22 protein-coding genes and 1 tRNA gene are annotated in these 22,534 nt (G+C 37.2%); 15 read left to right on the top strand and 8 right to left on the bottom strand.

What is annotated here, in order from left to right:
* Positions 1–15: 15 nt before the first annotated feature.
* Genes F777_RS0111990 through F777_RS16690 form a run of 5 tightly spaced genes read right to left on the bottom strand, consistent with a single transcriptional unit; the run spans position 16 to position 5,516 of the window.
* Positions 16–1,422: a sugar transferase gene (locus F777_RS0111990; RefSeq protein WP_026752248.1), complete on the bottom strand. Its 1,407-nt coding sequence runs from the start codon at positions 1,420–1,422 to the stop codon at positions 16–18.
* Between the two features lie 13 nt (positions 1,423–1,435).
* Entirely contained in the window at positions 1,436–2,410 is a 975-nt protein-coding gene (locus tag F777_RS0111985) for a Gfo/Idh/MocA family protein (protein ID WP_026752247.1), read from the bottom strand.
* Positions 2,411–2,442: 32 nt separating this feature from the next.
* Positions 2,443–4,248, bottom strand: coding sequence for an acyl-CoA dehydrogenase (locus tag F777_RS0111980; RefSeq protein ID WP_026752246.1), 1,806 nt, complete (start codon positions 4,246–4,248; stop codon positions 2,443–2,445).
* Between the two features lie 3 nt (positions 4,249–4,251).
* Positions 4,252–4,716, bottom strand: a complete 465-nt coding sequence (locus tag F777_RS0111975) for a MaoC family dehydratase (protein ID WP_026752245.1) — start codon at positions 4,714–4,716, stop codon at positions 4,252–4,254.
* Entirely contained in the window at positions 4,710–5,516 is an 807-nt protein-coding gene (locus tag F777_RS16690) for a glycosyltransferase family 2 protein (RefSeq protein ID WP_051408600.1), read from the bottom strand. The genes F777_RS0111975 and F777_RS16690 overlap by 7 nt, the downstream gene beginning before the upstream one ends.
* A gap of 101 nt (positions 5,517–5,617) precedes the next feature.
* On the opposite strand from F777_RS16690, the gene F777_RS0111965 reads away from it, so the two are divergent.
* From F777_RS0111965 to F777_RS0111915, 11 genes are all read left to right on the top strand, one after another.
* Entirely contained in the window at positions 5,618–6,013 is a 396-nt protein-coding gene (locus tag F777_RS0111965) for a response regulator (protein ID WP_026752244.1), read from the top strand.
* Positions 6,014–6,030: 17 nt separating this feature from the next.
* Positions 6,031–7,227, top strand: coding sequence for a sugar transferase (locus F777_RS18435; RefSeq protein ID WP_026752243.1), 1,197 nt, complete (start codon positions 6,031–6,033; stop codon positions 7,225–7,227).
* A gap of 102 nt (positions 7,228–7,329) precedes the next feature.
* On the top strand, positions 7,330–8,079 hold the full coding sequence (locus tag F777_RS0111955; protein WP_026752242.1) for a TolC family protein: 750 nt from the start codon (positions 7,330–7,332) through the stop codon (positions 8,077–8,079).
* Positions 8,080–8,142: 63 nt separating this feature from the next.
* On the top strand, positions 8,143–10,242 hold the full coding sequence (locus tag F777_RS0111950) for an exopolysaccharide transport family protein (RefSeq protein WP_152530913.1): 2,100 nt from the start codon (positions 8,143–8,145) through the stop codon (positions 10,240–10,242).
* Between the two features lie 15 nt (positions 10,243–10,257).
* Entirely contained in the window at positions 10,258–11,442 is a 1,185-nt protein-coding gene (locus tag F777_RS0111945; RefSeq protein ID WP_026752240.1) for a glycosyltransferase, read from the top strand.
* Positions 11,443–11,450: 8 nt separating this feature from the next.
* A complete protein-coding gene (locus F777_RS0111940) occupies positions 11,451–12,224 on the top strand; it encodes an FkbM family methyltransferase (RefSeq protein WP_026752239.1) in 774 nt (257 codons plus the stop codon).
* A gap of 14 nt (positions 12,225–12,238) precedes the next feature.
* The gene (locus F777_RS18020) at positions 12,239–12,388 is read left to right on the top strand and encodes a hypothetical protein (RefSeq protein WP_161631515.1); all 150 of its coding nucleotides are present in this window, start codon (positions 12,239–12,241) and stop codon (positions 12,386–12,388) included.
* Positions 12,388–13,902 (top strand): O-antigen ligase family protein, encoded by a 1,515-nt coding sequence (locus tag F777_RS0111930; RefSeq protein WP_026752238.1) that lies wholly within the window; start codon positions 12,388–12,390, stop codon positions 13,900–13,902. The genes F777_RS18020 and F777_RS0111930 overlap by 1 nt, the downstream gene beginning before the upstream one ends.
* On the top strand, positions 13,899–15,092 hold the full coding sequence (locus tag F777_RS0111925) for a glycosyltransferase (protein ID WP_026752237.1): 1,194 nt from the start codon (positions 13,899–13,901) through the stop codon (positions 15,090–15,092). The genes F777_RS0111930 and F777_RS0111925 overlap by 4 nt, the downstream gene beginning before the upstream one ends.
* Positions 15,093–15,130: 38 nt before the next feature.
* The gene (locus F777_RS16685; protein ID WP_051408599.1) at positions 15,131–16,462 is read left to right on the top strand and encodes a lipopolysaccharide biosynthesis protein; all 1,332 of its coding nucleotides are present in this window, start codon (positions 15,131–15,133) and stop codon (positions 16,460–16,462) included.
* 5 nt (positions 16,463–16,467) lie between these two features.
* The gene (locus F777_RS0111915) at positions 16,468–17,307 is read left to right on the top strand and encodes a beta-1,6-N-acetylglucosaminyltransferase (RefSeq protein ID WP_026752236.1); all 840 of its coding nucleotides are present in this window, start codon (positions 16,468–16,470) and stop codon (positions 17,305–17,307) included.
* Position 17,308: 1 nt separating this feature from the next.
* Here F777_RS0111915 and F777_RS0111910 read toward each other — a convergent pair whose 3' ends face one another.
* On the bottom strand, positions 17,309–17,797 hold the full coding sequence (locus tag F777_RS0111910) for a hypothetical protein (RefSeq protein WP_026752235.1): 489 nt from the start codon (positions 17,795–17,797) through the stop codon (positions 17,309–17,311).
* 67 nt (positions 17,798–17,864) lie between these two features.
* Here F777_RS0111910 and F777_RS0111905 point away from each other — a divergent pair, with 67 nt between their 5' ends.
* The 3 genes from F777_RS0111905 (at position 17,865) to F777_RS0111895 (ending at position 20,441) form a co-directional block, all read left to right on the top strand.
* On the top strand, positions 17,865–18,776 hold the full coding sequence (locus F777_RS0111905; protein WP_026752234.1) for a glycosyltransferase family 2 protein: 912 nt from the start codon (positions 17,865–17,867) through the stop codon (positions 18,774–18,776).
* Positions 18,777–18,784: 8 nt separating this feature from the next.
* A complete protein-coding gene (locus tag F777_RS0111900; protein ID WP_026752233.1) occupies positions 18,785–19,951 on the top strand; it encodes a glycosyltransferase family 2 protein in 1,167 nt (388 codons plus the stop codon).
* A 67-nt stretch (positions 19,952–20,018) separates the two neighbouring features.
* Positions 20,019–20,441, top strand: coding sequence for a response regulator (locus F777_RS0111895; RefSeq protein WP_026752232.1), 423 nt, complete (start codon positions 20,019–20,021; stop codon positions 20,439–20,441).
* Between the two features lie 21 nt (positions 20,442–20,462).
* Here the strand turns inward: F777_RS0111895 and dapA are convergent, their stop codons facing one another.
* Both dapA and F777_RS0111885 read right to left on the bottom strand, forming a co-directional pair.
* Positions 20,463–21,350: a 4-hydroxy-tetrahydrodipicolinate synthase gene (gene dapA, locus F777_RS0111890; protein ID WP_026752231.1), complete on the bottom strand. Its 888-nt coding sequence runs from the start codon at positions 21,348–21,350 to the stop codon at positions 20,463–20,465.
* Positions 21,351–21,355: 5 nt separating this feature from the next.
* Complete coding sequence (locus F777_RS0111885; protein ID WP_026752230.1) at positions 21,356–22,336, bottom strand: acetyl-CoA carboxylase carboxyltransferase subunit alpha; 981 nt, start codon at positions 22,334–22,336, stop codon at positions 21,356–21,358.
* Between the two features lie 120 nt (positions 22,337–22,456).
* On the opposite strand from F777_RS0111885, the gene F777_RS0111880 reads away from it, so the two are divergent.
* Positions 22,457–22,530: transfer RNA gene (locus F777_RS0111880), tRNA-Asp, on the top strand.
* Positions 22,531–22,534: the final 4 nt, after the last annotated feature.

Raw genomic sequence — 22,534 nt, 5'->3', positions numbered from 1 at the left:
GTTTCAAAGAGTTGATTATTTTCCTTTACCGGATAATATAATTCGAAGTGTATGCATCATGATTTTAAAGTCTAAGAAAAGGGATGCATTTTCAACATAAATTAAATCGTACTGCATCCTTTCTATCATCTCATCCAGGTTAGAGGCATATCCAAATTGCACCATCCCCCAGGATGTAAGCCCTGGCTTAACTTTTAACAGATATCTGTAAAATGGAGAAACCTGTAAAAGCTGATTAATATAAATTGCTCGTTCTGGCCTGGGACCTACCAGACTCATATCTCCTTTAATAATATTCCAAAGCTGCGGCAATTCGTCGAGTCTCCATTTTCTCATGATTTTACCCCAGGAAGTTATTCTTGGATCTTCATCACTGGAAAGGGCAGGACCTTCTTTTTCAGCATCCTGATACATGCTCCTGAATTTATAAATAAAAAATGGCTTACCCTTATACCCAATTCTTTCCTGTTTGTAAATGGCCCCTCCAGGGGAACTTAAAAGAGTTCTGATGGTGATGTATAATATGAAAGGGCTCAAAATAATTAAACCAAAGATCGCAGCCAGAATGTCTATCATTCTTTTGATATGTTGCTCCTCAGGAGACATAGTTGCTGTCTGAATGTCCATTAATAAGGCTCCCAGTATATTACTGGTCTTAACGGAACCCGCTAAAATATCAATCGTGTCTGGTACTAGTTTAATATCTATTTCTTTCTCTGTTAAAATGCGAACAATTTCTTCAATTAGTTCTTGTTCTTTTTTATCAATTGAAATGATTACTCTTTCAACTTCGTAATCTTCTACTATGTTTTTTATCTGGCGGGCTGATCCTAAATGAGGCATCCATTTTGACAAACCATTTTTGATTTCTTCCGGGTGTGCCGATACAAATCCAATTGTTTTAAAGCCAAGGTATTTAAAGTTTCTATTAAGGGCTTCATATACTTTGATTGCATTGGTATTGTTTCCAACAATTATTGTTTTAAAAAAAACTTCTCCTCGCTTAAGTGTTTTCTTTGTTTGAAAAAGAAGCATGGTCCTTCCTCCCGCAATCATAATAAACTGAACGATGAAATAGACAAAGAACTGATTCGCTTGTTGTATCAGATGAAATCCGGGAATTATATACAATAACAAGACTCCAAAAAGCGAGTGTAATAAACTAGCAGTTAACTCACTTAGTCGTGATTTGTCATACAGCGACCGGCTGTAACTACCTGTAATAAAATAAAAAGCAATCCAGTAAGCAGGAATAAACAGGAATTTCAGTATTGTTTCAAGCCCTTCAATATCAATTTGAAAAAGTTGAATTGTTGACTTTGTCAGCTCGGGGTAAACTTGAAAAAAAATGATTAGTGCAACAAGAGAAAAAATAAAGTCACTTACTATGTATAAATTGATATTCCTCTTCCTGTTTTGCATATTGAATATTCGTTTACACCAATATGCTGGTATTGTTAATTTTATCCAGAATCTGATGGGCTACTTCCATTGCAAGATATCCATCTATTTCGTTTACTTGAGTAGGCTTGTTATTAACAATGGCATCTACAAATGCACTTAGTTCCAACTTAATTGCATTTAAAGGTTCAATAGAAGGTGTGGCTATCGCAATTGTTTTTTTGCCGTTGGGTGTATCAATATCAAAAGAAAAAGCTTTTTCGTCTTCTGGCTGTTTCAGTTTAATAATCTCGGTTTTCTTTTCCAGAAAATCAATTCCGATATATGCGTCCTTCTGAAAAAGCCTGATTTTGCGCATTTTTTTCATGCTAATTCTGCTGCTTGTTAAATTGGCAACACAGCCGTTGTTAAATTCAATTCTAACGTTTGCAATATCAGGTGTGTCTGTCATTACTGCTACACCGCTGGCCGCAATATTTTTCACGTCACTTTTAACAAGGCTAAGAATAATATCAATATCGTGAATCATTAGGTCAAGTATTACACTAACTTCAGTTCCACGAGGATTGAATTGTGCTAGGCGATGTACTTCAATGAACATGGGATTCAGGGGCATGTCTTTGATAGCCAAATACGCTGGATTGAATCTTTCTACATGGCCAACCTGTAATTTAACATTCGCTTCCCTTACCATATTAACAAGGTCTTTCCCCTCTTGTAAGGTATGGGTAATAGGTTTTTCTACAAATACATGCTTGCCCTTTCTAACAGCCCTCATGCAGATATCATAATGAAGGGTGGTCGGGGTAATTACGTCAATAGCATCACAGGCATCAATCAATTTATCTTCATCCATAAATCTTTTGATTCCATACTTTTCTACTACTTCTTTGGCATTGTCATTATTCGGGTCAAAGAATCCGACAAGTTTAACCCCCTCGATTTCCTTCCAGTTGTTTAAATGAAATTTTCCAAGATGTCCAACCCCAAATACACCTACTTTCAACATAATTTAATAATATAATGCGTAAATATAACCAATCAATTGAACAGGTCGAAATTTTGAATGGATGTCAATGCCGATTCATTGGTTAGGATGGCGGCACAGGCTGAAGCATGCGGTAGTTCATATTTGAAATAAAACCGGCAAACATGAATTTTACCCTCATAAAATGCTTTTTGCTCTGAAGAAAGGTTCTCTGAGGATAATAATTCCAATGATTTTGTAGCCATTTTAAGCCATTGCCATCCAATTACTGCATATCCCAGCATTTCTAAGAACACGGTTGCATCTGAAAGATACCTGGCGGTATCTCCTGATGTTGTAAAGGGTTTCAGTTTATTTAAAACCCATCTGATTCTTGCCACTTCCTGATCTAACAGTTCAGCTTCTGCCGTTAGTATTTCTGAAGAATAAGCATGGGTAATTTCCTTTTTGAATTCTCCAATCAACAAGTCAAGTGCTTGTCCTTTTTCCATAATTACTTTTCTGCCCAACAAATCAATAGCTTGAATTCCAGTTGTGCCTTCATACAAAGACATGATTTTTAAATCGCGATAATGCTGTTGAACAGGGAAGTCTGTTGTGAATCCATAGCCCCCTAATGTTTGAATGGCAAGGGCGGCAGATCTGCTTCCTTGTTCTGAAGGGTATGATTTGGCAATAGGGGTAAGAATTTCTAGCAATAATTGGTAGGATTGTTTTTCTTCGCCTTTAGTGGCATGACATAAATCGTATAATAAATTGCATTCCAGTCCAAGCGAAATGGCCCCTTCTGCAATCGCTTTTTGGGTTAATAGCATTCTTTGAACGTCTGAATGCTGAATAATCTGAACCGGAGCTGCATCCGGATTTTTATCACCCGCTTTTCTTCCCTGTGGTCTTTCTTTGGCATATTGAAGTGAATATTGATAGGCAGCCATGGCAACAGAAGCAGCAGATAAACCGACACTGATTCTGGCTCCATTCATCATCTGGAACATATAGTTCAATCCCTTATTGGGCTCTCCAACTAAATATCCGATACAGTTGTCGTTGTCTCCAAAGGATAAGTGAGTGGTGGCATATCCACGTTGTCCCATTTTCTGGAAGTCACCTGCGCAATACACATCATTATACGTTAAGCTACCATCTGGCTCAGGTCTGAACTTTGGTATTATAAATAAAGAAATTCCTTTTACCCCTGCAGGGGATCCTTCAATTCTTGCCAGTGTTAAATGTACAAAATTTTCACAGGCTTCGTGTTGTCCAGCAGAGATAAATATTTTTTGTCCTTTAATTAAGTAGACTGACTCAGATTTTTTTTGTGCGCTCGTTGTTATATCAGAAAGTGAACTTCCTGCCTGTGGTTCTGTTAAGGCCATTGTACCCTGCCATTCACCTGAATAAATTTTAGGAACATATTGTGTAAGTTGTTCTATTGTGCCAAAACTGGTAATTAAAGCCGCTGCTCCTGCAGATAAACCCAGATAACCCTGCACGCCGTTATTAGCCGCCTGGAAAATATGATGTGCTGTTCCAAATATCAATTCAGGTAACTGCATGCCGCCGTGTTCAAAAATGGCGCTGCCTCCAATCCAACCTTGCTCTGCTGCTATAGTAATTATTTTTTTTAAGGCAGGATGGGTAATAACATTTCCATTTCCATCATAATGAGCAGGGGTTTCATCCATGGCTTTAAAATATGGAGCCATTTCCTGATCCGCCAGTAATTTGGCAGATTCAATCATCATCCATGCCTGTTCTTTATTCAAGTGGGCAAATCTTTCGTAACTAAAAAGTCTTTCTAAAGGATGAACATGAAATAACAGGAATCTTAGTAATTCCATACTAGTATATGGTAACATATTTTATTGTATTAATGCAATGAGATCAGCCACATAAGCTGGTTTTTCCTTACCCTCTATTTCCAAAGTACAGCCAAGTAATATTTGAATGTTTGTATTGTCCAAAAGGGTTGTTTCTTTTAGTTCGGCTTTGAGTCTGACTCTGCTGTTAACCTGAACAGGATGAATAAATCTCAGTTTATTCATCCCATAATTTACAAAAGACTGCATACCCTTAATTTCAACCAGACTGTAAAGCAGGTTAGATAATAGAGAAAGGGTTAAATATCCATGCGCAATAATTTTTCCTTCCGGAAGCCATCTGCTTGCTTTTTCCGGGTCGGTATGAACCCATTGTTTGTCACCAGTAAGTGCAGCAAAATCAAAAATCATTTTTTCGTTAATGCTAATCCAGTCACTAGGCCCAAGCAAGGTACCGGTATAATTGATTAAATCATCTTTATGCTCAACTATTAGCTTATTTACCATCCAATCATTCTTTTAAGCCGTTTCCAGGTTCCTTTCCAAAGCCCACCGTCAATCTGAATTCTTCGGTCGGTAGTCCATACAAGGGCATTTATATTGGTTACATAGTACAGTTTACCAAATCCCTTTTCTCTTAGTTTTAGCGCTAGCCATCCATCCTCATTGGTTCCAGGAGGATGGTTAAATCCTTCCACTTCTAGTCCTTGCTCTCTTCTGAACCCCGAATTAAAACCATAGGCATTCATGGCTTCGTCTCTGAACACTTTATTCAGCCACCTCATGAAATCTGCAAAATATTCATAGAAAAAATAGGTAAATCTCCCTGTACTGCCAATGGGAATGAAGGAAAATCTACCGTAAACAGAACAAATGTTTTCGTTGGTTGCCAGCGGTTTAATCATTTCCTCTATCCAATCTTTGGGATAAATAGTGTCTGCGTCGGCATTTAATATATACTTACCCTTAGCAATGGCAAGTCCGGCATTTCTTGCATTGGTGATACCCTGTTTGGGTTCATTTACACAAGGGATACCCGTGGCCATAACCATTTCGGCAGTTCTGTCTTTTGAATTATTATTCACAACAATTATTTCCACAGGCCATTGGGTTTCATTGTTGCTTAATGAAAGCAAGGTTTGAAGAATATTTTCCTCTTCATTATACGCAGGAATAACTATGGAAACCACAGGCGGCTGATTGGCAATTTTGCCGTATCTTTCTCTAATTAGAGCAGTGGTTGCAATTTCTTTTGGATTGGTCTTGAATAATTGTTCAATATAAGTTGGGATTGAAATAGGTCTCATGAGGGATAAAATTGTAGAAAAATTGATTTAATTTCTATTAAATTCGGCTCTTATATATTTAAATATATTTAGATTTCTTACATTAGCAAAATTTTAAAAATATGGCATTCTCAAATTCAGATACTTTAAAAATTGTTGTGGTTGAAGACGAGATGACCATGCAACTAATTTTAAAAAAATACCTGAGTACGCTTTACCAGGTAGAAATTTTTAAAGATGGGGTTGATGCAATGGCTTTTTTGCAGCAAGGAAATGTTCCTGACTTAATTATATCTGACCTGAATACTCCTGTAATGGGGGGGCTGGAACTAACCAAGCAGTTAAGGGCCAGTGATTTTTTCAATGCCATTCCTATTATCATATTATCCGGAGAAGAGAGTTCTGAAATGATTATACAATGTCTGGAAGCCGGGGCAGATGATTATTTGGTAAAACCATTTAATCCTAAAGAACTGGAAGCAAGGCTTAGAGTAGTTTTACGCAGAATCAGAAAATAATTTCATTAAAAGGGCCAATGAATACAACAGTACCCCCCCCGGAGCAAATCATCGTTTTCCTCAATTGTGATGATAATATTTTCGAAATATTTTCCTCTGCCAATTTAGGAGGACGCAGTTTAAGGCGTTTTGCCAACCCGCTGCTTTTTTTTGCCGAATGGGAGAAAAGCAAGTTTAATCTGGTTGCTATTGTTTCGCAAAGTGAAGTATTGGGTATTGGTGGTATTTCTTTGCTGGAGACGCTGGTCAATAAAAAAAACATTAATGTGCCATTTTTTCTGGTGAGCCAGCAATTGAGTGAGAGTACGGTTCGAATGACCCTTAAATCTGGTGTAGCCGATGTTTTTAAACTGCCTATTCACAAAGAAAATCTGGAAATCAGAATCCCCTTTTTAATTGAAAAGTGGAATGACTTAAAGCACGCTAATAACGTATTGGATTTTCATAAATATAAAACCCCTTTTATTAAACGGGTATTTGATATTTTCTTTGCCAGTATGGCTTTGCTGTTGTTATCGCCTTTATTGATTACCGTTTGTATCCTGCTTAAACTAGAATCGCGGGGCCCAATTTTTTATTACGCACTCAGGGTGGGTTCAGGGTACAGGACTTTTAAGTTTTATAAGTTCAGGTCTATGTACGTGAATGCAGATAAGCGCCTGAAGGATTTAAAACACCTAAACCAATACGCACCGGCAGCTGACGAAACCACCAATGATAAAGCAGAAGAGGAATATCTGTGTGATGAATGTAAAGCCGCAGGTACTGGTTGTAAATTCCCCATTTATTCAGATACCATTCAATGGTGCGAGAAGCAATACAGCGAGAATAAAAAAGCCAAAGCCGGATCGGCTTTCTTTAAGCTCAAAGATGACCCAAGAATTACCAAAGTGGGTAAGTTCATCCGTAACAGCAGTATTGATGAGCTACCGCAGCTTTGGAATGTGATTATAGGGGATATGAGCATTGTGGGCAATCGTCCTTTGCCGTTATATGAGGCAGAAAAATTAACAACAGATAAATATGCCATGCGTTTCATGGCTCCAGCTGGTATTACCGGACTTTGGCAGGTAGAGAAAAGAGGAAAGGGTGAAATGTCCGAGGAAGAACGACTTATGTTAGACAACAAGTACGCTGAAAACCATAGTTTCTGGTACGATATCAAGTTGATTCTTAGAACCATACCCGCACTTTTACAAAAAGAATCTGTATAATTCTGCTGATTTTTCTTTATTTAAGATGTCAATCCTGATATTTGAATAAAGTGGGGATATCTAAACTATTGGTTTTAACTATATTATTTATCTTTAATCTTTATGAGAATCATTGGTTTAGATATAAATTACCCTAAATCCTGCCTGCTGTCTTCGGTAAGAGTTTCCTGCATCAGGCAAAGGCTGTTTTTTTTGCTTTTTTCTTTTTCTTTTTTGTTGGGTTCTTCCAGGGAAATTAGGGCCCAGGAATCTATGATTCCTGAGTTGTCTTATCCTTTTTTAGAGAAACTGATTTTTAGTGCCAAACAGAATTATCCTTTAATGAAAGCTAACTTAAGAAGGGTAAATGTGGCCAACTATAATTTGCAAAAAGCAAGACTTTCCTGGTTCGACTTTTTTACTTTATCAGCATTTTATAGCCCCAGTACATCCGTAACATTAACCAATGCTACATTAACCGGTGTGCAGATAGGATTATTCATCAATTTCAGTAATATCATACAGAAGCCAACGGTAATAAGACAAACGAGGGAGGAGCTGGCAATTGCGCAATTAACAGCTGAGCAGTATGCAATAACACTTGAAACAGATGTTAAGAATCGTTATTTCAGATACATGCAAACACTTTCTGTTTTGAAAGTGCAAAATCAGAACGCAATAGACATTGAGGCATTGTATAAACAATTGAAGTTTCGGTATGAAAGGGGAGAGGAGACTTTAGAAAACTTTACTAAAGTAATGATTCAGAATGCCGATCAAAGACAAAAAATTATTGATGCCGAAAGTGCCGCTTTAATTGCAAAAAATGCTTTGGAAGAATTGGTAGGGAAAAAACTGGAAGAGATAAAGTAAATGGAATTACAGAAGTTTTTTTTACTGTTATACAAGAGGAAATATATACTGCTCATTGTGCCAATGATTGCCGTATTTATAACCTATTTTCTTGTACGAAAGCTTCCTGATACCTTTAAGTCCAGATCTAGAATATCCACTGGTTTGGTAGACCAATCTCAACAGTTTCTTGAAACCAATAAAACGCAGGACGAGAATAAAATTTCCCAGCAATTCAGTAACCTGATTGAAATGAACAGGTTGAAACGAATTTTTGATCAGGTTTCATTTCAATTAATGATTCATGATTTAACCAGCGATAAACCATTCAGACCTCCAAGTAAACTACTCAATGAGATAGGCCCTGAAGCGAGAGCTCATGCACTGGATGTTTTTAAAAAACATATAGTTTCAAAAGAGCCCCTCTCTCTCTTTGATAAGGATCAGTTTGGAATAAATCAGTTGCTCATTTCTATGGGGTATGATGAGCCCACACTGCAGAAAAAAATTATTATTTACAGAGTTAATAACAGTGACTTCATAGATTTTGAATATGAGTCTGAAAATCCATTTTTATCGGCATTTGTAATTAATACTTTAATCTCAGAATTTGTAGACTTCTACGGCAATTATATTAAAGGAAATCAGCAGAAGGCGGTGAATTTTTTAGATATGCTGATGAAGAAAAAGTTTGACTCAATGACCGCGAAAATGCGATTGCTGAGAGACTATAAAATACGTAACAGGGTGTTGAATCTGAATGAACAGGCTAAAAGTCTATACAATCAGATTGCAGATTATGAATCAAGATTGCAAGTTGCACAAAAAGATGTTGAAGCCTACCAGGGAGCAATCCGGGGTATTGAAAGTAAGTTTAGTCCACAAGACAGGCGATATCTGGAAAGTGTAGTGGTGGATGTGAATCAATCAGTCATAGCTACCAGAGACAGGCTAAGGCAGGTGACAAACGATTTGGTTAAAAGTAATTTTGATCCCAGAATTAAAGAGAAACAAGATTCTTTAAGAAGTGAACTGGAAGGTAAAATATTAGAATCAACCGACCGTCTTTTGGTAAGCCCGTTGGCAAATAAACAATTGCTGGTTCAGCAAAAACTGAATCTGGAAATAGCACTTGATCAGGCTAGAAGCAGTATTGATCCACTTTCTTCAGAGCTTAGAAGGTTGAATGAAAAGTTTGACATGCTGGTTCCTCATGAGGCGCTGATTCAAAGTTATGAGGGTTCAGTGGATGTTGCAGGCAAGGAGTATCTGGATATTCAGAATCGATTTAACCAGACTTCACTGGAATCGAGCATGACTGTTCAGCTTCGACAGATTGAAATGGCCATGCCAGGCCCGGCTCAACCCTCCAAAAAATTATTGCTCGTAGCCCTTGCCGGTATTATCAGTTTTGTTTTTTGTCTGGCAGCCTTGTTTGTAATTTTCTATTTAGATGACAGTATACAGAATGCTTCAGAACTGGCTAATAAGACCAATCTTCCCGTTCTGGCTTATCTGCCCTATATTAATACTTCCATGCTAGATTTAACCAATCTATGGAAGAATGGGGAAGGAAACAGAATTACAATTGCGTTTAAAAATTTACTTCGTTCCCTCCGTTTTGAAGTTGAAAGGGAAATGGGGAACAAGAAATTGCTGGCTATAACTAGTTTAACTGATGGAGAAGGTAAGACGCTTATTTCATTAGGTCTTGCCTATGCTTATTCTATGGTGAATAAGCGGGTACTGGTAATTGATGGCAATTTTGATCAGCCTACGATTACTGAAACAACAGGCACCAACACATATCTGGAAGATTATTTAAAAAACAGGATTACGCTCGGCGAAATTATCAAGGAAGGCAAGATCAGTGTTCTTGGAAACCGTGGAGGAGATACATCTATTTTTGAATTTTGTGATGAATCTATTGTAAAACCCAAACTTACTTATCTAAGAGACGTTTTTGATATTATTATTATTGAAGCACCATCCATGGATAAACTAAATAAATCAAGAGAGTGGGTGGTATTAGCCGAGAAAGTGGTAGCTATTTATGCTGCTGGTACAACAATAAAGAACGGCAAAAATCAAAGTGTTCAATATCTTTACGATTTGGGCGATCAGTTTGCAGGATGGGCTTTGAATAAAGTGATTATTAATCGCCTTAACAAGATTCCTAAATAATTTAATTGCGGTAAAATGACTTTCCAATTCATTCTCGAATTTGCCTGGGCTTTTTTTCAGATTGCTATTGGTTATAATCTGGTCCTTCCCTTTTTTTTACTTCTATTATATGCGTTAACAGGTAACAAAAAGAAAAATATTCAATTTAATAAAGATGAGGCGGATTATGCCATTATAGTTACGGCATATGAACAAACCACTTTAATTCCTTCTGTTGTATCTTCTCTTTTAAAACTAAACTACAGTAATTATCTTATCTATATTGTTGCTGATAAATGTGATGTTTCCGGACTTCATTTTGAAGACGAGCGAGTTATTATACTTCGCCCGGAACAGACACTCTCAAGTAATACCCGTTCTCATTTTTATGCTATTGAAAGATTTAAGAGATCTCATGAGCGCTTAACCATTATTGATAGCGACAATTTGGTTGACCCTGATTATCTGCTTGCATTAAATGAATATTTTGATTTAGGGTACAAAGCAGTTCAGGGTGTAAGGGATGCCAAGAATTTAGACACATTATACGCGGCATTGGATGGGGCAAGAGATATTTATTATCATTTTTACGATGGTAAAGTATTATTTAATGTAGGATCTTCTGCTACCCTTTCAGGATCGGGTATGGCATTCACAACATCATTGTACAAAGAATGCCTGGGGCATTTGGATATTACAGGAGCTGGTTTCGATAAGGTATTACAGAAGGAAATCGTAATCAGGGGTAATAGGATTGCATTTGCAGAACATGCTGTAGTGTATGATGAGAAGACTTCAAAAAGCGATCAGTTGGTAAATCAGCGTGCCAGATGGATTAATACCTGGTTTCGGTATTTTAAATTTGGATTTGGAATAACCGCAAAAGGGTTAATCCGACTCAACTGGAATCAGTTTTTATTTGGCTTGATATTGCTTAGGCCACCTCTGTTCATTTTTTTATTACTAGGATTGTTTTGCCTTTTATTGAATTTGATTTTAAATCCTTTTGCGGCTTTACTTTGGGCACTTGGTTTTGTTATTTTTATCGGTGGATTTATGATGTCTCTGATTATGAGTAATACTGACCCCAAAATTTATAAATCACTTTGGGGTATTCCCAAGTTTATATTTTACCAGGTGATGTCATTAATGAGTGTGCGTTCGGCAAATAAGCGGTCTGTGGCAACCAAACATTTTCATGCGGATAAAAAAACAGACTAATTGAATTAATGGCGCAAAAAATAAAAAATTTCATTCAGTTTCTTATTCAGAGAATCATCGGATATCCTACATATCTGTTCTGGTTTAGTATCTACCGGGTGCTCAGGTTTCAATTACTGAAAGATGATATGGATTTTGTTTTTTTTATAGAACTGGTTAAAAAGCAAAAACACGGGATAGTTATTGACGCAGGAGCCAATGTGGGTTATACAACTGTAATTTTTGCAAAGGCATTTAAGTCCTTTTCTATTGTTTCTTATGAACCCATAAGCTTACTATCCGGCATTATTAATAAAGTAGTTCTTTTTTTTGGTGTCAATAATGTAGAAGTGAGACAGAAAGCTTTAGGAGAGAGCATTGAACCTGTGATGATTAAAACCCCCGTTATCCAAGGTGTTAAAAAGCAGGGGCTTAGTTATATTGATAAGGACGTAGACAGAGGAGATATGGAGATGCTTAAGGCCAGTATTTCGGAGGAAGTAGAAATGGTAACCTTAGACAGTGATTGGGAAAGCTATAAGGATAATTCTGTGGTAGGAATTAAGGTAGATGTAGAAAATTTTGAATATTTTGTTCTAAAGGGAGCCAAAAATCTGATTGCGAAGTTCCGCCCAATTGTTATGGCGGAATTGTGGGATAATAACCGAAGGAACTCATGTATTCAATTAATGCAAGAACTCGGATATGAAACATACATTATTAAAAACAAGAAGATGATTAAATATCTGGGACAATCTTCTTTAAACTATTTTTTTATACCTGTTTCTGCTGAAACAGAATAAAATGCCGATTGAACATGAGAATAAAACCATCTTCCAAAAGGCTTAGTAAAGAAGAGCAGGCTATTCATGATCAGCAAAAACTGGATCGTTTAACAAAGCTTGCAGCGTTGGTGTTTGCCGGGGCAAGTGTTTATTACTTTTTTATCAAACTACTTTTTCTTTAATGGAAGAGCCATTCCAAATACCAGTTGGTGGAAAAAACAATCCAAAAGGTTTTTTAACTCTTTTGCATGATTTTTTCATTGTAAGAAAAATGGGGGGGATTTTGGGTCTGGTTTTTTTTGGCGCTGCGGCTGTATTTTTTTCCTTAGTGGTGAGTAAACTAGGGTTGGTTCCAGGGGTGCTTATATTATTAATGTTAATTGGGTTGCCTGTAGTATTAGCCCTAATATTTTATCCAAAATTTGGGGTTATTACTTTTATCGTTGCGGCTTATTTAATAATGTATGTAGGCAGGATGAATATTACGGATTTCCCTTTAGGTACTTTAATGGATGGAATGGAGCTGCTCTTGTTTTTGGGAATATTTGTTCAGCAAAAAACAGAATCAAACTGGGCGCTTTTTAAAAGCCCAATCAGTATTATTATTCTTGTCTGGATCTGTTATAATTTAATTCAGGTTATAAATCCAACAGCAGAGTCAAGACTTGCGTGGGTATATACGGTTCGATCTGTTGCAGTAATTATGATGATGTTCTTTGTTTTTTTATATAACATCAGATCACTTGATTTTATCAAGTTAATACTGAAAATCTGGATTGGGCTTTCCGTATTTGCAGCTTTGTATGGGTACAAGCAACAATACATTGGTTTTACAGCATTTGAAGAAGCTTATTTATATTCTGATCCTGAGATTGCAGGGCTTTTATTCATTGGAGGGCAATGGAGGAAGTTTTCCATTTTTACTGATCCGGTAGCCTTTTCGTATAATATGGTGGTTAGTGCACTGCTTTGTATTGGCCTGTTAACAGGGCCTTTTTCCAGAAGGACTAAAGTTCTTTTGATGATCAGTGCCTTTTTATGTTTGACTTCCATGTTATTTTCAGGAACCAGGGGGGCTTATGTTTTGCCTCCTGCAGCAATGGCGCTCTATGCCATTTTAAAGTTCAATAAAAAAGTAATGGTTGGGGCCATTGTTGGCGCATTGGGATTTGCAGCCTTAATTTTTGTTCCAACATCCAATCCTACCATATATCGTTTTCAAACTGCATTTAAACCTTCGGATGATGCTTCATTCAACGTGCGAAAGTTGAATCAAAAACGAATCCAGCCTTTTATTCAGAGTCATCCACTTGGAGGAGGTTTAGGCGCTACTGGTATGTGGGGTAAAAGATTTGCTCCCAATTCCTTTCTTGCTAATTTCCCACCTGATAGTGGTTATGTAAGGGTAGCAGTTGAAACAGGCTGGGTTGGACTTTTGATATTTTGTACTTTAATGTTTATTATTCTTAAAGTAGGCATCAATAATTATTATTCTATAAAAGATCCGACTTTAAAATCTATATGTTTGGCAATGATTCTGGTTATTTTCGCCTATCATATTGGAAATTATCCGCAGGAGGCAATCGTTCAGTTTCCATCAAATACCTTATTTTACTTGGTTGCAGCACTTATTGTTATTACCAAACGTCTTGATTCGCAAAATGACATATTACCCGTATTCAATAAAAAATTATGATTAAAGGCAGAGACATTATTATAGTTGGTCAACAACCATGGGATGTTGAAATCGGCAGTAATTGCAAGAATATTGCTCTTGAATTTAGTAAACACAACAGGGTTTTATATGTAAATTCTCCGCTTGATCGGATTACTTTAATGCGAAATGGAAGTGATGTAAAAATTAAGAAACGGAAAGAAATTATTGAGGGCAGGGCTACTGGTTTAATCCAGATAAGTGATAATCTTTGGAATTTATATCCCGATTCAATGATTGAATCTATCAACTGGATTTCTATTCATCCACTTTTTAAAGTATTGAATAAAATTAATAATCGCCGTTTTGCCAGTAGTATCCAAAAGGCAATTATTAAATTGGGATTCACTGAATTTATTTTGTTCAATGATAATGATATGTTCAGGAGTTTTCATTTGAAAGAAATGTTAAACCCTGTTTTATCTGTCTATTATTCCAGAGACTATATGCTTGCTGTAGATTACTGGAAGAAGCATGGAGAAAAAATGGAACCTCAGTTGATTACTTCCTCTGATATCTGTGTGGCAAATTCTACCTATCTGGCAGATTATTGCAGACAATACAATCCCAATTCTTATTATGTTGGTCAGGGATGCGAATTGGATTTATTTATGAATTTTAATGGGGTGGCACCGGATGAAATTAAAAAGATTCCGGGTGTTAAAATTGGGTACGTAGGGGCATTGCTGGGGCTTCGACTCGATATTAATATTCTAATCCGGATTGCCAAAAGCAGACCTCAATGGCAACTTATATTAGTAGGTCCTGAGGACGACCTCTTTAAAGAAAGCGAACTCCATCAGTTGTCTAATGTTCATTTTATTGGATCTAAGCCTCCTGATGATTTGCCTGCTTTTATTAACTCTTTTGATATTTGTCTGAATCCACAAGTAATTAGTCAGGTAACTATTGGTAATTATCCCAGGAAGATTGATGAGTACCTGGCTATGGGAAAGCCTGTTATTGCAACAAGCACTCCATTTATGGAAGCCGTTTTTTCTAATTACACTTATCTGGCAAAAAATGCAGCTGAATATATTGATTTAATTGAACTTGCTTTACAGGAAGATGGTAAAGAGAAGCAATTAAAAAGAAGAGGCTTTGCCGCTGAACATACCTGGGAAAACAGTGTGGCAGAAATTTATAAAGCTATTGAAAAGCATTTGGATTAAATATTATTGTAAATTCAGATAGATTATCTCAGACCTTTATGATTAAGAAGCTGGTAGGGCAATTGAATAATAAGCATTTTTTGTCTTTAGCAGGCAATGGCGCAATGTCGGTATTAGCAATGATAACAGTTGCTGTATTATACAGAGCCCTTACTGTTGAGGAAATTGGATACTGGGTGTTTTTTCAGACAGTAGCTATTTTACTGGATACTTTTAGAACCGGATTCTTACAGGTAGCATTGGTTAAATTTTATACGGGTACTCAACAGGACCGTGCAAAAGAAGTGCTTGGTTCAGTTTGGTTTTTGGCGATTGTAATTACAGCTGTATTGGGGATCATCAATCTTTTATTTGTTCCTCTAAAGACGTACTTTGATAATCCGGCTATATTGGTAATTATTCAGTGGTTTGGCTGGAGTTTTTTATCAACCTTACCTTCTGGTATTGCTTCGTGGATTCTGCAGGCAGATCAGCGATTTGACAAATTATTGATATTGAGAATTATTACACAGGGAAGTTTTATCCTCTCTGTTATTCTGTTAATTGTTTTTGATCAGATGCACTTACAGAATGTGTTTATTGTAAATATTGCTTCAGCATCATTGACGAGTTTAATAGCAGTTCTGGCAGGTTGGTCTGGCATTAAAACACTGGGATCTAAAACCAGTGCATGTGTTAAGGAAATCTATCACTTTGGAAAGTATAGTGTAGGTACTACCATCAGTGCAAATATGCTTAGAAGTGCGGATACTTTTATTGTGGCTTATATGCTTGGACCGGCTGCTGTTGCTATTTATAATTTACCCGGCCGACTCATGGAGATTATTGAAATTCCATTAAGAAGTACGCTGGCCACTGCTATGTCTTCCTTAGCTAAAGCTTTTAATAATGGCAATAAACGTGAAGTGGCATATATTATGCAAAAATATGCTGGAACATTAACACTTGCTTTTGTTCCATTGGCATTGGGAGCGATACTGTTTGCTGATATTGCAACAGGGTTGTTGGGCGGGGGCAAATATGTTGATTCTGAAGCAGCCAATTTGTTGAGAATAATGATGTTGCTGGCGATATTTTACCCTATTGATCGGTTTATTGCCGTTTCTCTTGACATCATTCATCAACCCAAAGCCAATTTTATTAAAGTACTTCTAATGTTGCTGGTTAACGTAATTGGCGATTTTGTCGGTATATATTTGACGGGAAATTTATACGGAGCAGCTTTGGCTACATCTTTACCCCTATTGGTTGGAATTTTTTACGGTTACTATCGTTTTAATCAGCATATACCATTTAAATTGTCTGGTATTTTTGTATCAGGATACATTAATATTAGAAAAATATTAAGAAACTACGTGGTTAAAAACTAAAATAAATGGTTGTAGCTCACTTAATTCTTGTCCATTCCAAACCGGGTCAGCTGATGCGGCTGGTTAAGAAGCTTGTGCACAGCAAAGCTTTTTTCTTCATACATGTGGATGCCAAAACTGATATTCTGCCTTTCAGAAAGGCATTAGAAGATGTTAATGGCGTTTATTTTGTTGATAAAAGAGTCGATATTCAATGGGCAACTTATAGCATGGTAGAAGCTACTGTTAATGGATTTGAGGCGATTGTTGCATCAGGGTTGGCTATTGATTATGTAAACCTCTTAAGTGGGCAGGATTATCCAATACAGCCCGTTTCAAAATTCCATGATTTTTTAAAGATGAATCCGGGGAAAGCATTTATGCAATGCCTGGACATTGAAACCGAATGGACAGAAGCGATAAGCAGGGTAAGGTCTTATCATTTAACACATTGGTCTATACCAGGGAAATACAAGTTCCAGAAAGCCCTTAATTTAATAATGCCCCGTCGGAAGCTGCCTGAGAATCTTATTCCAGTTGGAAGATCTCAATGGTTTACTATTACTTTAAAGCACGTAGTTTTTATTATCAGAAGGTTAGAGACCAATCCTGCATTCTCAAGATTCTTTTCATATTCATGGGCACCAGATGAAATTATCTTTCAGACACTTTTGTATAATTCCACTTTCAGGTCTGATATTGTCAATGATAACCTAAGATATATAGATTGGTCCGAAGGGTTAAAAAACCCTAAAATGCTCACTAAGGATGATTTGCCATCTATGATGCAATCTGGTTGTTTCTTTGCCAGAAAGTTTGCAGAAAATGACGAAGTGCTTTCTTTGATTGATGCAAAAATAGATTAGATTAATCTTTCTTGTCCTGTGCAACAAAGGCTTTGATAAAGAAAAATATTCCAATAAAAATCACCACTAGTGCGAATGCATCAAGAACGGTAAAACCATCATGTTCGTTAAAATAAAATAAAGTAGCAATTTCAAATTCAGCTGATGTAGGTGTTACAATGGTTAAGAAACCTACCGTAATAAAAAGTAAGCCAACACCAGAATAAGCCAATCCCGCTGCCCAGTTTATTGCTTTGTCTGGCAGGTTTTTTACGCTAAATGAGCGGTGTTGTCTCAATAGCTTATCCATGTCTAAAACAATTTCTTCGTTGCCTCTTGCGTCATCAACGTAGGAATTATCTGCTACTTTATAGGTTTTTTCCATCGTGTGTAAAAACAGGTGCTGCATTTCTATAGCTTTTTGCTTGCTTACAGGCTGTTTCTCGAGCTCTTCTATAAACTCAGCAAAAACCTTCTCTATTTTTAAAACCTGACTGTTGTCCGTGGCCATAGCACCTATTATTTCACTTTGTGCGCTAATTTAAATAAATTACGGAACTAATTGCCGTATAAGATTCATGAAAAAAGTCTCCATTATTACAGTCAATTTTAATCATAGCCATGTTACTGACGAATTATTAGATTCTATCCGTTCCAGGAATACTTATAAAAACATTGAAATCATAGTAGTTGATAACGGAAGTAAGGATAATCCAGTTCCCATTTGGGAGAGTAAGTATCCTGAAGTTCATTTTATTCGTTCTGAAGCGAATCTGGGTTTTGCAGGAGGAAACAATCTTGGACTCAATTCAGCAACCGGCGATTACCTATTCTTTGTGAATAACGATACAGAGTTTACTGAAGGACTGATTGATAAATTGGTTGATACACTTGTTCAACACCCAGAAGTGGGTGTTGTTTCGCCCAAGTTGCTTTATTTTGATCAGCCAGAGATGCTTCAATATGCCGGATATACGCCCATGAATTATTTTACAGCCAGAAACGCCTGTATTGGGCAGTTCGAAACAGATAAAGGACAATACGACCAATTGGTTGGACCAACCGGATTTGCGCACGGTGCCGCTATGATGGTTACCAGAGAAGCCATACAGAAATCTGGTCCAATGGCAGAAAACTTCTTTCTCTATTATGAAGAACTGGATTGGGCTGACCGGATTAGAAGAAATGGGTTTGATATCTGGGTAAATATGAAAGCTACCATCTATCATAAAGAGTCGATTTCTGTTGGAAAGAAAAGTGCCTTGAAAGAGTATTACATGAATCGAAATCGCATTCTTTTTATCAGAAGGAACGCCCCTTTTTTGAAAGCAGTTTGTTTTTATTTTTATTTTCTGCTTATTGTTACTCCGAGAAATCTGCTAACCTATATCAGGGAGAAAAATTATAACTTCATTAAGCAACTATTTAATGCTATCTGGTGGAATTTAACCAATGGTATCAATAGTAAGCAATTGGGATTCAAGCCTTAATTAAAACTATGCATATTATTTTTTGGATATCTGTATTCATTGTCTTTTATACCTATATTGGCTATGGATTGTTATTGTATTTGTTGCTGAAAGTAAAAGCAATTATAAAAGGAAAAAAGAATAGTCCTGAGCCAGGTTATACCCCTTCCTTAACGCTTATTGTTGCTGCCTATAATGAAGCTTACTGCATAGAAGAAAAGATACTTAATACGCTGGCATTAAACTATCCGGCTGATAAAATCACTTACATTTTTATAACAGACGGTTCTACAGATGAAACCCCATCCATTGTTGCGAAGTATCCACAAATAAAGGGGATGCACCAACCTGGAAGAAGTGGTAAAATTGCAGCCGTTCATCGTGCAATGGAACAGGTAAGTTCCGAAGTGGTGGTTTTTACCGATGCCAATACGATGTTAAACAAAGAGGCGTTAATGCTAATGTGCAGGCATTATATTGACCCAACTGTTGGGGCAATTGCCGGAGAAAAAAGAGTTCAGATTGATGATACCGCAGATGCAACGGCAGGGGAGGGTTTCTACTGGAAATATGAATCAAAATTAAAGAAATGGGATTCTGAGTTGTATTCGGTTGTGGGTGCAGCGGGGGAATTGTTCAGCATTCGAACCCATCTATATACACCGGTAGAACCAGATACCATTTTAGACGATTTTATGATTTCAATGCATATTGCATTAAAAGGATATAGGATAGTGTATGAGCCGGATGCTTATGCCTCTGAGTTGGCATCAGCAAATACAGGGGAGGAGCTAAAAAGAAAAATACGAATTGCAGCTGGAGGCGTACAGTCAACCATTCGGCTAAAGTCGCTTTTATTGCCATTTAAACAACCTGTTTTAAGTTTTGAATATATTAGTCATCGGATACTTAGGTGGATGGTAACCCCTTACATGATGGTGTTGGCTTTTGTATTGAACTGTCTACTGGTTTATTCCTATGGTTGGATCAATATCTATGGTTTGATGCTGGGTAGTCAGTTGTTTTTTTATATGGCGGCCTTGCTGGGTTGGATCTTAGAACAAAGGCAATTAAAAGTGAAAGTATTTTTTGTTCCTTATTACTTTTGTTTGATGAATTATGCGGTTGTAGCAGGTTTACTGAGATATTGTTTTACCGAACAGTCTGTATTATGGGAAAAAGCGAAACGAAAATGATGCATTTTTAAAGATTTCGCCGTATCTTCAATCTAATAGGATAATTAGTAAAAGAATCTTTAGATAGATGATTAATAAAATTCTTTGTGTTGACGATGACAGTATCTCACTTACTATTTCAAAATTACTTTTGAAAAGAACAGGTTTTACCAATGATGTGGTAACAGCTGTTGATGGTAGTGATGCGCTGGATTACTTTAAAGATTTATTTGCTACCAGTTCAGATCCTTTAGCTGACGCACCCTCTTTGATTTTACTGGATATCAATATGCCAGTTATGAACGGCTGGGAATTTTTGGAGGCTTATATCCCGCTATTTGCGGATAAATTGCCCCAAACTAAAGTTATAATTCTATCCTCTACGATTGATCCGGAAGACTTTTCCAGAGCAAAAAAATTCCCTGTTGTTGCCCAGTTTGTAAGTAAGCCTTTAAGTGTTGAAAACCTTGCTGAGTTAAAGGAAAACGAATTTGTTCAGCAATTTTTTTAAACTCTCTTTTTTTTTAGGATACTAACGGTTATTACTCATCCATTCTTCAATGGCACTGAACACCGGCTTGCTCAAAGGCACGTTCGGAAGGCGCAAAACATTTTCAATTAGCCCCATTTTATACATAAATGCTTTAACACCTGCAGGATTGTTTTCTGCAAACATTAAATCATAAGTTGGGATTAATTCGTTATTGATTGCTCTGGCTTGAGAAAAGTTATTCATTAAACAAGCTCTTACCATATTTCCAAATTCTGACGGAAACGCATTGGCAGCAACGCTAATAACTCCCTCCATGCCACAAGCTATTTGTGGTAAAGCCAATGCATCGTCTCCACTTAATACCAAAAAGCCTTCAGGACGTTCTTTCAATATTTGCATACACTGAGCCATATCTCCACTGGCTTCCTTAATTCCTATTATATTCGGAACTTCATTGGCCAATCGAAGGGTGGTTGCTGCAGACATATTTCTGCCTGTTCTGCCTGGCACATTATAAAGAATAATGGGTTTGGTAGAAGCTTCGGCGATCAATTTATAATGCTGAAAAATACCTTCCTGCGAAGGTTTGTTGTAATAAGGAGCCGCACTTAATACCGCTGTGGCTTTTTCAAGGGGTAGCACTGTAAAGTCTTCCAGCAAATGTCTGGTATCATTCCCGCCAATTCCTACTACAACAGGAACCCTTCCAGCAATTTTTTCATAGGAGTACAACAAAATATCTGTTTTTTCGGCGGTGGATAGTACAGGGGTTTCTCCTGTAGTGCCCAATAAAACCAGGTATTCTACGCGATTGGAGATTAAAAAATCAATGACTTTGCCCAATGCGGTAAAGTCTACAGCATTCTCTTTGGTAAATGGGGTTATGACCGCAACACCTGTTCCTTTTAATTGATTTTGAACTTGCATAAATCTTATATAGCAGACTCTTCCCAGAATCCCATTTTACAATACTTATTAATTCTATTGTTGATCCTTTCTGCGGGATCAACGTTTTTAAATTCAGCCAAAGCCTGTTGTATATTTTTCTTTAATATATCAGCTGCTTCCTGATAATCCCAGTGCGCACCACCGAGTGGCTCAGGAACAATTTCGTCCACTAATCCAAATCCCTTCATGTCGGAAGCGGTAAGTCTTAACTGTTCTGCGGCAGTTTCTTTTTTGTCCCAGCTTCTCCATAAAATAGAACTGCAACTCTCGGGAGAAATAACTGTATACCAGGTATTTTCCATCATCAGGGTTTTATCACCAACACCAATACCCAATGCGCCACCACTTGCACCTTCTCCAATGATTACAACAACAATCGGCACTTTCAGTCTCATCATCTCGTAAATATTACGGGCAATGGCTTCACCCTGCCCTCTTTCTTCGGCTTCCAGTCCCGGGAAAGCACCTGGGGTATCTATCAGTGTGATAACGGGCTTATTGAATTTTTCTGCCAGTTTCATTAAGCGTAATGCCTTTCTGTATCCCTCTGGGTTGGCCATACCAAAATTCCTCATCTGGCGCATTTTGGTATTAACCCCTTTTTGCTGGCCCAGAATCATTACTGTTTCGCCGTCTAGTTGAGCAAATCCTCCCACCATTGCTTTATCATCCTTCACATTTCGGTCTCCGTGCAGTTCCACGAAGTTGGTACACATTTTCTCTATGTATTTCAGGGTATAGGGTCTGTCGGGATGACGGCTAAGCTGCACTCTTTGCCAGGGGGTTAGATGTGCTGTAATTTCATTTCTCTTTTCAAGTATAGAAGCTTCCAGTTGCTGTAGCGTGAGGGTATAGTCTATTTTAGGATTCTTCTCTGCTAATTTTTTTGTTGCATCAATTTGTTCATATAACTCTTTGATGGGGGTTTCAAAATCAAGAAATTGTCTATTGGGGTATTGAGGCATATTATATGATTTGGCGGTAAAAATAGGGATTGCTTTTTTTTTGAAAAGATTTGTTTGAAAAACTCTTTTCCCCTTATCTTTGCAATCCCAAAAACGACATAACCTGTCGAACAAAGGAATGGATCGGTAGTTCAGTTGGTTAGAATGCCGCCCTGTCACGGCGGAGGTCGCGGGTTCGAGTCCCGTCCGGTCCGCAAA

This window comes from Sediminibacterium sp. C3 (assembly GCF_000508085.1).
Classification (GTDB): Bacteria; Bacteroidota; Bacteroidia; order Chitinophagales; family Chitinophagaceae; genus Sediminibacterium.
The sequence above is the reverse complement of the archived record's forward strand: the minus strand, read 5'-3'. Positions and strand labels throughout refer to the sequence as shown.